Origin of the sequence: Enterobacter sp. BIDMC92 (assembly GCF_001030225.1) — a bacterium.
GTDB lineage: Bacteria > Pseudomonadota > Gammaproteobacteria > Enterobacterales > Enterobacteriaceae > Enterobacter > Enterobacter sichuanensis.
The window spans coordinates 4,547,709-4,559,945 of sequence record NZ_KQ087598.1; the positions used below are offsets into that span (position 1 = coordinate 4,547,709).

Sequence of the window (12,237 nt, forward strand, 5' to 3'; positions counted from 1 at the left end):
GGCTCCCTTATTGTTGATGGGCAAATTCAGCTAACAACGGCCAACGTTTAATAGCCGCAGCCAACTGTTCCCGCTGGGAAATATCGGTGTAATCTATTTCAGGTAAAGAAAAGGCCTGCGTCAGCGCCAGAAAATCGTTTTGGAATGTGTAACCCAGCGTCGAGTCGACTGGGGTTCCGGGTTCATTATTATCCATTCTTTTTCCATCCCTTTGAGGAAAATCGCACGCTCAGAAGTTGCGGGGCTCCCTGCCCGGACAAATTTCATTTACATGCTAAATCTGATGTTCTTTAATTTCAATGTTAGGTTTATTTCTACGCTTTCGCTAGTAAACTGAGATACAGATAAATTAGACGAAAAGAGGGACACCGTGGACTCCATATTTTCTATTGGCATCCAGTCATTATGGGACGAATTGAGCCACATGCCAGTCGGAGGAGTCTGGTGGATTAATACGGACCGTAATGAAGATGCTATCACTCTGGTAAACCAGACAATTGCTGCTCAGGATAAGGATTCCCGCGTGGCCGTCATTAGCATGGGTGACGATCCGAAGAAGATTATCACGCTTGAAAGCGATCGCGGCCCCCAGACGGTGCGATTATTTTCCATGAAACCGGAAGCCGATAGTCTATACTTTTTGTCCCGCGATGTTCAGTGCACTATTGATCCGGATCACTATTTGGTGATTCTCAAATGTGCAAATAACGTCCTGCAAAATATTCCTGCGGAAAAGCTGCTGCCGTGGCTGGAAAAAATCAATAAATGGGCAAAATTTCAAAATTGCACGCTATTGGTCGTCAATCCCGGCAGTAATAATGACAAGCTGTTCTCACTGTTAATGGGCGAATATCGCTCCCTGTTCGGTCTGGCAAGCGTTCGTGACCAGGTGGGCAGCTATCTCTACGATATTGCTTTCTGGTGTAATGAAAAAGGGGTGAGTGCCAGGCAACAACTTACTCTGAAACATATTGAGGGCAAGTGGCACGTGGCGCAGCAGGAAGAAACCGTGGTTCAGCCGCGCAGCGATGAAAAACGTATCCTGAGCCATATCGCGGTCCTGGAGGGTGCCCCTGCTCTTTCGGAAAACTGGTCCCTGTTTGACTCTAACGAAGCCCTTTTCCATGAAGCCCGCACAACCCAGGCGGCAACCCTTATTTTCTCGTTGATGCAAAATAACCAGATTGAGACGCTGGCAAGACAGATCCATACCTTACGCCGCCAGCGCGGAAGCGCGTTGAAAATTATCATACGTGAAAACAATACCAGCCTGCGCGCCACCGACGAGCGCCTGCTTCTGGGCTGCGGCGCGAATATGGTTATCCCCTGGAATGCGCCGCTGTCACGCTGCCTGACGCTTATCGAAAGCGTGCAGGGTCAGCAGTTTAGCCGCCATGTACCGGAAGAGATTTCCACGCTGCTCTCCATGACCCAGCCGATGAAACTGCGTGGATACCAAAAATGGGATACCTTCTGCGATGCCGTCGGCAACATGATGAGCAACACGCTTCTTCCTGCTGACGGAAAAGGGGTCATGGTTGCCCTGCGTCCTGTACCGGGTATTCGCGTTGAACAGGCTCTCACCTTATGCCGCCCGAACCGTACAGGGGACATCATGACCATCGGCGATAATCGCCTGATGCTGTTTTTGTCCTTCTGCCGGATAAACGATCTTGATACTGCGCTTAACCACATCTTCCCCCTGCCGACCGGAGACATCTTCTCGAACCGTATGATTTGGTTCGAAGATAATGCCATCAGCGCGGAACTGGTGCAGATGCGTGCGCTCCAGCCAGAACAATGGGCTAAACCGCTCGCTATCACGAGCGATGCGAAACCGATCCTCAATGCCAGACATGATGGACATGTCTGGCGACGGGTGCCGGAGCCTCTTCGCTTATTAACAGACAACGCGGAGAACGCACTATGAATATCAGCGATATCATTCAACTGGTTATAGTCTGTGCGCTGATCTTTTTCCCGCTTGGCTACTACGCACGCCATTCCATACGTCGTATCCGTGATACGGCCAGAGTGCTGTTTATAAAACCTCGCCACGTTAAACCAGCCGGAACACTGACACGGGCATCACACGTCAAGGCAGACCGAAAACATGACTAATTCAACCTATACCGCTTCGTCACCTTCGCCGCTCTGGCAATACTGGCGCGGCCTTTCCGGCTGGAACTTCTACTTTCTGGTGAAGTTTGGTCTGCTGTGGGCAGGCTATCTGAATTTCCATCCTCTTCTCAACCTGGTGTTTATGGCCTTCCTGCTGATGCCTTTGCCGAATATCAGGCTGCATCGTTTACGCCACTGGGTAGCCATTCCTGTCGGCTTTGCGCTGTTCTGGCATGATACCTGGCTACCGGGGCCGGACAGTATTATGAGCCAGGGCTCGCAGGTGGCGGGGTTTAGCGCCAGCTATGTCCTCGACCTGATCGAGCGTTTTATTAACTGGCAGATGATTGGCGCAGTATTTGTGCTGCTGGTTGCCTGGCTGTTCCTGTCACAGTGGGTCCGCGTCACAGTGTTTGTCGTGGCGATTATGATCTGGCTTAACGTGCTGACGCTGGCAGGGCCAAACTTTTCGCTGTGGCCTGCCGGTCAACCCACCACCACGGTGACCACCACAGGGGGAAGCGCGGCGGCAACCGTCACGACGGCTGGCAATACGCCTGTCGTGGGGGATATCCCAACCCAGACCGCACCGCCGACCTCCACAAACCTGAATGCCTGGCTCTCCAGTTTCTATACTGCGGAAGATAAGCGTCAGACGAAATTCCCGGACGCGCTGCCGGCAGATGCTCAGCCGTTCGAACTGCTGGTGATCAACATCTGCTCTCTCTCCTGGGCCGACGTGGATGCCGCAGGTTTGATGTCGCATCCGCTGTGGTCGCATTTCGACATTCAGTTTAAAGATTTCAATTCGGCCACTTCATACAGCGGCCCGGCGGCGATCCGCCTGCTGCGTGCAAGCTGCGGTCAGACATCGCATAAAAACCTGTATCAACCCGCCGGCAACCAGTGTTATCTGTTCGATAACCTCGCCAAACTGGGCTTTACGCAGCATCTGATGCTGGGGCATAACGGCCAGTTCGGCAACTTCCTGAAAGAGGTGCGCGAACAGGGTGGCATGCAGGCGCCGTTGATGGATCAAACAGGTCTTCCGGTCTCTCTGCTGGGCTTCGACGGCTCGCCCGTTTATGACGATACCGCCGTACTTCAGCGCTGGTTGCAGACCATCGAAAAAGACAGTAATCCGCGCAGTGCGACGTTCTTTAACACCCTGCCGCTTCACGACGGTAACCACTTCCCGGGCGTGAGCAAAACGGCAGACTATAAAGTGCGTGCGCAGAAATTCTTCGACGAGCTGGACGCGTTCTTTACAGAGCTGGAAAAATCCGGCCGTAAAGTGATGGTGGTGGTGGTCCCTGAACACGGTGGTGCGCTGAAAGGCGACAGAATGCAGGTGTCGGGCCTGCGTGATATCCCAAGCCCGTCCATTACCAACGTGCCTGCTGGCATTAAATTCTTTGGTATGAAGGCACCACACCAGGGCGCGCCGATTGAGATCACCCAGCCAAGTAGCTATCTGGCGATCTCAGAACTGGTTGCCCGTGCGGTGGACGGCAAGCTGTTTGTCGAGGATAGCGTGAACTGGGATCAGCTCACCAGTAACCTGCCGCAAACGGCAGAAGTTTCCGAGAACGCTAACGCGGTAGTGATTCAGTATCAGAACAAACCGTACGTTCGTCTGAACGGCGGAGATTGGGTACCGTATCCGCAGTAAGGCCCCTCGCCCTAACCCTCTCCCCACAGGGGAGAGGGGATAGTCGGTGCGTTATTATTGCGCTGAGATCCACACCAGCATTTTCAGACTTGCCGAATAGTAGTCGTCTTTAGAGGTGATTTCGGGTTCTCCGGAAGACTGCCCCATCGTTAAATCGCGTACCGCCAGCAGACCACCTTCCATCATATAGGGCGCATAGTCGTTGGTCGTGACGTTCACCCAGGCGGGCGTTTGTTCCCGGGGAAACTGACCGAACCAGGCTTTCCACGGCGTCAGCAACGGGCTTTGTTTATCCGACCAGGCAACGTACAGCGGAATACGAATCGCATCGTAGCTCATCCGCGGAGGCCAGCCCTGGGCCGGCGCCAGCTTGCCGCCTGATGTCAGTGAAACCCAGTCAGGGGGCAGATTCGCTTTACCCGACCCCATTTTCCCCAGCAGGCGTTTCCCGTCCTTCATCAATTCATGCCAGACCGCTAAATGACTGCGCGCGGCAAAGTCCTGCCAGGCCGGAAACACGAAATAGGACGGATTAAGGATCACTTCACCCTCAGGCTTAAATCCCTGGACGCCGGGCAGCATCACGCGATAACCCGCATAGCGGATCACGCTGTGGTCAATCAGTGCTTTTGTAATGGCATCCGATGCGGTGCTGTAACGCTTGTCATGCCAGCGGGCATCGGCTTTTAATAACGCCCAGGCGATCAGCACATCGCCGTCTGCGGCGTTGTTTTTGTCGGCGATAGGGTTGGACTCTGCAGGGTTGTAACGCCAGTAAAAGAGACCATTCTCTTTGTTCTTCAGCTGACTGTCCGTCCATTGCCAGAGCTTATCGAACGTGGCTTTATCGTCATTGGCCACCGCCATCAGCATGGCGAACCCCTGACCTTCCGTATGCGAAACACCGCCATTGCCGGTATCGACAATGCGGCCTTCCGGTTTGAAAAAGCGTGCCTTGTAACTTTCCCAGGCCTGCCCCGCCTGCGAGAGAGGCGAGAACAGAACACTCAACATGACAGCCAGCGTCGCGCAGACGGGTTTTCGCATCATTCACTCAGTCCGGTTATTCGGCACTTCGCAGAGAAATCTCACCGCCCACCCAGGGCTTGATCGCGCCATCCTGCTCCAGAAGCAACGCCCCCTGCGCATCAATACCGCGGGAAGTACCGTAGATCTCTTTATCGCCAATCAGCAATTTCACCGGGCGGTTGATAAAGTTATCCAGTTTTTCCCAACGCGACAGGAACGGAGCCAGCCCTTCCTGCTCAAAAAGCGTGAGTGAACTGCGCAACTCTTTAATCATACGCACGGCGAGGGTGTTGCGATCGATGACGATGCCCGCCTCCTGGAGGTTAGTCCAGGCCTGGTTCACCACATCACTCTGGACGTTGCGCATCACCATATTGAGGCCCGCGCCAATGACAATTTGCGCCGCATCGCCGGTTTTCCCCGTCAGTTCAACCAGGATACCGGCCAGTTTTCGATCGTTGAGGTAGAGATCGTTAGGCCACTTCACGCGTACGTTATCCGCCCCCAGATCGTGCAGCACTTCCGCCATGACAATGCCGATAACCAGACTCAGGCCAATGGCAGCGGCAGGCCCCTGCTCCAGACGCCAGTACATGGAGAGATAAAGGTTCGCACCAAACGGTGAGAACCATTTGCGACCGCGACGGCCACGCCCGGCCTGCTGATACTCAGCAACACAGGCATCGCCGGATTTCAGCTCAGGCAGACGATCCAGAAGATACTGGTTCGTCGAATCAATCACGGGCAGCACCGCCACATTGCCGTGTCCAATCTGGCTGCGAATCAGTTCTTCATTCAGCAGTTGAATCGGTTCCGGCAGGCTGTAGCCTTTTCCTGGTACCGTGAAGACATCGACACCCCAGTCGCGCAGCGTCTGAATATGCTTATTGATGCCGGCACGGCTCATGCCCAGCTGTTCGCCCAATTGCTCGCCAGAATGAAACTCACCGTCGGCAAGAATGCCAATCAGGGTTAAGGGGATGGTATTGTCCTTCACGCGATGGCCTCCACGGCATTGACTTCGCCTGTGCACCCGATAAAGCGCACTTCCGGCTCCAGCCAGACGTTAAATTTCTCGCCCACACGCTCACGGACATGATGTGCCAGCTGAACCACATCATCGCTGGTCGCATCACATTGATTAATCAGTACCAGAGCCTGCTGTCGGTGAACGGCAGCACCGCCGACTGCCGTGCCTTTTAACTGGCATTGATCGATAAGCCATCCCGCAGCAAGCTTCACGCTGCCGTCCGCCTGAGGGTAATGTGGCGCTGTTGGCCATCCTTCAAGGAAGATTTTTGCCTTTTCGCTGCTAATTACCGGGTTTTTGAAGAAGCTTCCGGCATTGCCGTTTACTTTGGGATCGGGAAGTTTGGTCATCCGCATATGGCAAACCGAGTCAAAAACGTCGCGAGGGGTAACGGTTGCCGGATCGAGACGCGTTAAATCACCGTAGGTCAACACGGGCTGCCAGCGCTTAGACAGACGCAGGCCCACGGCGACAATGACGTAGCGATCCTGATATTCATGTTTGAAGATACTGTCACGATAGCCAAAACGGCACTCTTCTGCGGTTAAACGCTGGGCCGTTCCGGTCGCCAGTTCGATACAGTCGACATACTCACAGACATGTTTCAGTTCGATGCCATAGGCACCGATGTTTTGAATGGGTGACGATCCGGCGCAGCCTGGGATCAGCGCAAGGTTTTCCAGACCCGGCATTCCTTTTTCGAGGGTAAACTGCACCAGATGATGCCAGTTTTCACCGGCCCCTACGTGAATGTGCCAGCTATCGGCGCGCTCTTCCACATCAATGCCCATGATGCGGTTAACGATTACTGTTCCCGCAAAATCGTCGAGAAACAGGACATTACTTCCTTCGCCCAGAATCAGTACGGGTTCGTTATTTTCTGTTGCGCTTTGCCATGCATTCAGCAACTGCTGTGCGGTATCGGCACGTACAATCTTTTTAGCATTGCGTTGAATGCCAAAGGTATTCCAGGGCTTAAGGGAGTGGTTCATAGACGCTATCCTGATGCAAAAACGCAGGTAGTTTACCGTATAAGCAAGGTATTGGGGGATTAGTTTTGTGCAGCGCAGAAACGCAAAAAGGCCATCCTTTCGGATGGCCTCTTCACTTGTTTGATGCCTGGCAGTTCCCTACTCTCACATGGGGAGACCCCACACTACCATCGGCGCTACGGCGTTTCACTTCTGAGTTCGGCATGGGGTCAGGTGGGACCACCGCGCTAAAGCCGCCAGGCAAATTCTGTTAATCTGTATCAAAGCTGAAACTTGTGTCGTCTCTTCGCCAAAACATCTTCGGCGTTGTAAGGTTAAGCCTCACGGTTCATTAGTATCGGTTAGCTCAACGCATCGCTGCGCTTACACACCCGACCTATCAACGTCGTCGTCTTCAACGTTCCTTCAGGAGCCTTAAAGGCTCAGGGAGAACTCATCTCGGGGCAAGTTTCGTGCTTAGATGCTTTCAGCACTTATCTCTTCCGCATTTAGCTACCGGGCAGTGCCATTGGCATGACAACCCGAACACCAGTGATGCGTCCACTCCGGTCCTCTCGTACTAGGAGCAGCCCCCCTCAATTCTCCAGCGCCCACGGCAGATAGGGACCGAACTGTCTCACGACGTTCTAAACCCAGCTCGCGTACCACTTTAAATGGCGAACAGCCATACCCTTGGGACCTACTTCAGCCCCAGGATGTGATGAGCCGACATCGAGGTGCCAAACACCGCCGTCGATATGAACTCTTGGGCGGTATCAGCCTGTTATCCCCGGAGTACCTTTTATCCGTTGAGCGATGGCCCTTCCATTCAGAACCACCGGATCACTATGACCTGCTTTCGCACCTGCTCGAGCCGTCACTCTCGCAGTCAAGCTAGCTTATGCCATTGCACTAACCTCCTGATGTCCGACCAGGATTAGCTAACCTTCGTGCTCCTCCGTTACTCTTTGGGAGGAGACCGCCCCAGTCAAACTACCCACCAGACACTGTCCGCAACCCGGGTAACGGGTCTACGTTAGAACACCAGCCATTAAAGGGTGGTATTTCAAGGACGGCTCCATGCAGACTGGCGTCCACACTTCAAAGCCTCCCACCTATCCTACACATCAAGGACCAGTGTTCAGTGTCAAGCTATAGTAAAGGTTCACGGGGTCTTTCCGTCTTGCCGCGGGTACACTGCATCTTCACAGCGAGTTCAATTTCACTGAGTCTCGGGTGGAGACAGCCTGGCCATCATTACGCCATTCGTGCAGGTCGGAACTTACCCGACAAGGAATTTCGCTACCTTAGGACCGTTATAGTTACGGCCGCCGTTTACCGGGGCTTCGATCAAGAGCTTCGCGTTGCCGCTAACCCCATCAATTAACCTTCCGGCACCGGGCAGGCGTCACACCGTATACGTCCACTTTCGTGTTTGCACAGTGCTGTGTTTTTAATAAACAGTTGCAGCCAGCTGGTATCTTCGACTGATTTCAGCTCCACCCGCAGGGGCTTCACCTACATATCAGCGTGCCTTCTCCCGAAGTTACGGCACCATTTTGCCTAGTTCCTTCACCCGAGTTCTCTCAAGCGCCTTGGTATTCTCTACCTGACCACCTGTGTCGGTTTGGGGTACGATTTGATGTTACCTGATGCTTAGAGGCTTTTCCTGGAAGCAGGGCATTTGTTACTTCAGCACCGTAGTGCCTCGTCATCACACCTCAGCGTTAAAAAACGACCGGATTTACCTAATCGTTCCGCCTACATGCTTAAACCGGGACAACCGTCGCCCGGCTAACATAGCCTTCTCCGTCCCCCCTTCGCAGTAACACCAAGTACAGGAATATTAACCTGTTTCCCATCGACTACGCCTTTCGGCCTCGCCTTAGGGGTCGACTCACCCTGCCCCGATTAACGTTGGACAGGAACCCTTGGTCTTCCGGCGAGCGGGCTTTTCACCCGCTTTATCGTTACTTATGTCAGCATTCGCACTTCTGATACCTCCAGCAACCCTCACAGGCCACCTTCAACGGCTTACAGAACGCTCCCCTACCCAACAACACATAGTGTCGCTGCCGCAGCTTCGGTGCATGGTTTAGCCCCGTTACATCTTCCGCGCAGGCCGACTCGACCAGTGAGCTATTACGCTTTCTTTAAATGATGGCTGCTTCTAAGCCAACATCCTGGCTGTCTGTGCCTTCCCACATCGTTTCCCACTTAACCATGACTTTGGGACCTTAGCTGGCGGTCTGGGTTGTTTCCCTCTTCACGACGGACGTTAGCACCCGCCGTGTGTCTCCCGTGATAACATTCTTCGGTATTCGTAGTTTGCATCGGGTTGGTAAGCCGGGATGGCCCCCTAGCCGAAACAGTGCTCTACCCCCGAAGATGAGTTCACGAGGCGCTACCTAAATAGCTTTCGGGGAGAACCAGCTATCTCCCGGTTTGATTGGCCTTTCACCCCCAGCCACAAGTCATCCGCTAATTTTTCAACATTAGTCGGTTCGGTCCTCCAGTTAGTGTTACCCAACCTTCAACCTGCCCATGGCTAGATCACCGGGTTTCGGGTCTATACCCTGCAACTTAACGCCCAGTTAAGACTCGGTTTCCCTTCGGCTCCCCTATACGGTTAACCTTGCTACAGAATATAAGTCGCTGACCCATTATACAAAAGGTACGCAGTCACACCCGAAGGTGCTCCCACTGCTTGTACGTACACGGTTTCAGGTTCTTTTTCACTCCCCTCGCCGGGGTTCTTTTCGCCTTTCCCTCACGGTACTGGTTCACTATCGGTCAGTCAGGAGTATTTAGCCTTGGAGGATGGTCCCCCCATATTCAGACAGGATACCACGTGTCCCGCCCTACTCTTCGAGTTCACAACCTGTGTGTTTTCGTGTACGGGACTATCACCCTGTACCGTCGGACTTTCCAGACCGTTCCACTAACACACAAGCTGATTCAGACTCTGGGCTGCTCCCCGTTCGCTCGCCGCTACTGGGGGAATCTCGGTTGATTTCTTTTCCTCGGGGTACTTAGATGTTTCAGTTCCCCCGGTTCGCCTCGTTAACCTATGTATTCAGTTAACGATAGTGTGACAAATCACACTGGGTTTCCCCATTCGGACATCGCCGGGTCAAAGGTTCATATCACCTCGCCGGCGCTTTTCGCAGATTAGCACGTCCTTCATCGCCTCTGACTGCCAGGGCATCCACCGTGTACGCTTAGTCGCTTAACCTCACAACCCGAAGATGTTTCACTTCTGATTGCGAAAATTTGAGAGACTCGAACACACATTAACTGTGTGTCGTTTCAATTTTCAGCTTGATCCAGATTTTTAAAGAGCAAAACTTCGCAGTGCACCTTTTCAGGTTCACTCTGAAGTTTTCTTGTGTTCGCAGTAAAAGATGGTGGAGCTATGCGGGATCGAACCGCAGACCTCCTGCGTGCAAAGCAGGCGCTCTCCCAGCTGAGCTATAGCCCCATCGTTGATAACCTCTTCAAATTTGCTTCGCAAATTTGGTAGGCCTGAGTGGACTTGAACCACCGACCTCACCCTTATCAGGGGTGCGCTCTAACCACCTGAGCTACAAGCCTGTAGAGGTTTTTACTGCTGTTTTTCATCAGACAATCTGTGTGAGCACTGCAAAGGCAGGTTCTTTAAGGTAAGGAGGTGATCCAACCGCAGGTTCCCCTACGGTTACCTTGTTACGACTTCACCCCAGTCATGAATCACAAAGTGGTAAGCGCCCTCCCGAAGGTTAAGCTACCTACTTCTTTTGCAACCCACTCCCATGGTGTGACGGGCGGTGTGTACAAGGCCCGGGAACGTATTCACCGTAGCATTCTGATCTACGATTACTAGCGATTCCGACTTCATGGAGTCGAGTTGCAGACTCCAATCCGGACTACGACGCACTTTATGAGGTCCGCTTGCTCTCGCGAGGTCGCTTCTCTTTGTATGCGCCATTGTAGCACGTGTGTAGCCCTACTCGTAAGGGCCATGATGACTTGACGTCATCCCCACCTTCCTCCAGTTTATCACTGGCAGTCTCCTTTGAGTTCCCGGCCTAACCGCTGGCAACAAAGGATAAGGGTTGCGCTCGTTGCGGGACTTAACCCAACATTTCACAACACGAGCTGACGACAGCCATGCAGCACCTGTCTCAGAGTTCCCGAAGGCACCAAAGCATCTCTGCTAAGTTCTCTGGATGTCAAGAGTAGGTAAGGTTCTTCGCGTTGCATCGAATTAAACCACATGCTCCACCGCTTGTGCGGGCCCCCGTCAATTCATTTGAGTTTTAACCTTGCGGCCGTACTCCCCAGGCGGTCGACTTAACGCGTTAGCTCCGGAAGCCACGCCTCAAGGGCACAACCTCCAAGTCGACATCGTTTACGGCGTGGACTACCAGGGTATCTAATCCTGTTTGCTCCCCACGCTTTCGCACCTGAGCGTCAGTCTTTGTCCAGGGGGCCGCCTTCGCCACCGGTATTCCTCCAGATCTCTACGCATTTCACCGCTACACCTGGAATTCTACCCCCCTCTACAAGACTCTAGCCTGCCAGTTTCGAATGCAGTTCCCAGGTTGAGCCCGGGGATTTCACATCCGACTTGACAGACCGCCTGCGTGCGCTTTACGCCCAGTAATTCCGATTAACGCTTGCACCCTCCGTATTACCGCGGCTGCTGGCACGGAGTTAGCCGGTGCTTCTTCTGCGGGTAACGTCAATTGCTGAGGTTATTAACCTCAACACCTTCCTCCCCGCTGAAAGTACTTTACAACCCGAAGGCCTTCTTCATACACGCGGCATGGCTGCATCAGGCTTGCGCCCATTGTGCAATATTCCCCACTGCTGCCTCCCGTAGGAGTCTGGACCGTGTCTCAGTTCCAGTGTGGCTGGTCATCCTCTCAGACCAGCTAGGGATCGTCGCCTAGGTGAGCCGTTACCCCACCTACTAGCTAATCCCATCTGGGCACATCTGATGGCAAGAGGCCCGAAGGTCCCCCTCTTTGGTCTTGCGACGTTATGCGGTATTAGCTACCGTTTCCAGTAGTTATCCCCCTCCATCAGGCAGTTTCCCAGACATTACTCACCCGTCCGCCACTCGTCACCCGAGAGCAAGCTCTCTGTGCTACCGTTCGACTTGCATGTGTTAGGCCTGCCGCCAGCGTTCAATCTGAGCCATGATCAAACTCTTCAATTTAAAAGTTTGATGCTCAATGAATTAAACTTCGTAATGAATTACGTGTTCACTCGTTGAGACTTGGTATTCATTTTTCGTCTTGCGACGTTAAGAATCCATGTCACTTTGAGTGCCCACACAGATTGTCTGATAAATTGTTAAAGAGCAGTGCCGCTTCGTTTTCGCTGCGGCGCGGGGTGTGCATATTACGCTTTCCCGCTTCAGAGTCAAG

The 12,237-nt window shown here is 53.3% G+C and carries 7 protein-coding genes, 2 tRNA genes and 3 rRNA genes; 3 read left to right on the forward strand and 9 right to left on the reverse strand.

Annotation, left to right across the window (positions count from 1 at the left end; translation table 11 throughout):
* Window positions 1-7: 7 nt before the first annotated feature.
* A complete protein-coding gene (gene bcsR / locus SP99_RS21345) occupies window positions 8-196 on the reverse strand; it encodes a cellulose biosynthesis protein BcsR (protein ID WP_008503237.1) in 189 nt (62 codons plus the stop codon).
* A gap of 174 nt (window positions 197-370) precedes the next feature.
* On the opposite strand from bcsR, the gene bcsE reads away from it, so the two are divergent.
* Genes bcsE through bcsG form a run of 3 tightly spaced genes read left to right on the forward strand, consistent with a single transcriptional unit; the run spans window position 371 to window position 3,793 of the window.
* Window positions 371-1,930 (forward strand): cellulose biosynthesis c-di-GMP-binding protein BcsE, encoded by a 1,560-nt coding sequence (gene bcsE / locus SP99_RS21350; RefSeq protein WP_047959672.1) that lies wholly within the window; start codon window positions 371-373, stop codon window positions 1,928-1,930.
* On the forward strand, window positions 1,927-2,121 hold the full coding sequence (gene bcsF, locus SP99_RS23325) for a cellulose biosynthesis protein BcsF (protein WP_025759457.1): 195 nt from the start codon (window positions 1,927-1,929) through the stop codon (window positions 2,119-2,121). Before bcsE ends, bcsF begins: the two co-directional genes overlap by 4 nt.
* Window positions 2,114-3,793, forward strand: a complete 1,680-nt coding sequence (gene bcsG / locus SP99_RS21355; RefSeq protein WP_025759458.1) for a cellulose biosynthesis protein BcsG — start codon at window positions 2,114-2,116, stop codon at window positions 3,791-3,793. Before bcsF ends, bcsG begins: the two co-directional genes overlap by 8 nt.
* A 54-nt stretch (window positions 3,794-3,847) precedes the next feature.
* Here the strand turns inward: bcsG and SP99_RS21360 are convergent, their stop codons facing one another.
* The 8 genes from SP99_RS21360 to SP99_RS21395 form a co-directional block, all read right to left on the reverse strand.
* Window positions 3,848-4,840: a family 8 glycosyl hydrolase gene (locus SP99_RS21360; RefSeq protein ID WP_047959868.1), complete on the reverse strand. Its 993-nt coding sequence runs from the start codon at window positions 4,838-4,840 to the stop codon at window positions 3,848-3,850.
* A 16-nt stretch (window positions 4,841-4,856) separates the two neighbouring features.
* Window positions 4,857-5,819 (reverse strand): bifunctional biotin--[acetyl-CoA-carboxylase] ligase/biotin operon repressor BirA, encoded by a 963-nt coding sequence (gene birA / locus SP99_RS21365; protein ID WP_025760406.1) that lies wholly within the window; start codon window positions 5,817-5,819, stop codon window positions 4,857-4,859.
* Window positions 5,816-6,844, reverse strand: a complete 1,029-nt coding sequence (murB, locus tag SP99_RS21370) for a UDP-N-acetylmuramate dehydrogenase (RefSeq protein WP_047959673.1) — start codon at window positions 6,842-6,844, stop codon at window positions 5,816-5,818. Before murB ends, birA begins: the two co-directional genes overlap by 4 nt.
* A 125-nt stretch (window positions 6,845-6,969) precedes the next feature.
* Window positions 6,970-7,085, reverse strand: a 5S ribosomal RNA gene (gene rrf, locus SP99_RS21375).
* 69 nt (window positions 7,086-7,154) lie between these two features.
* Window positions 7,155-10,058: ribosomal RNA gene (locus SP99_RS21380) — 23S ribosomal RNA — on the reverse strand.
* A gap of 170 nt (window positions 10,059-10,228) precedes the next feature.
* Window positions 10,229-10,304: transfer RNA gene (locus SP99_RS21385), tRNA-Ala, on the reverse strand.
* 36 nt (window positions 10,305-10,340) lie between these two features.
* Window positions 10,341-10,417 (reverse strand) — tRNA-Ile (locus SP99_RS21390).
* 69 nt (window positions 10,418-10,486) lie between these two features.
* Window positions 10,487-12,026, reverse strand: a 16S ribosomal RNA gene (locus SP99_RS21395).
* Together the 16S, 23S and 5S rRNA genes with 2 tRNA genes alongside form the textbook arrangement of a ribosomal RNA operon.
* Between the last annotated feature and the right edge of the window lie 211 nt (window positions 12,027-12,237).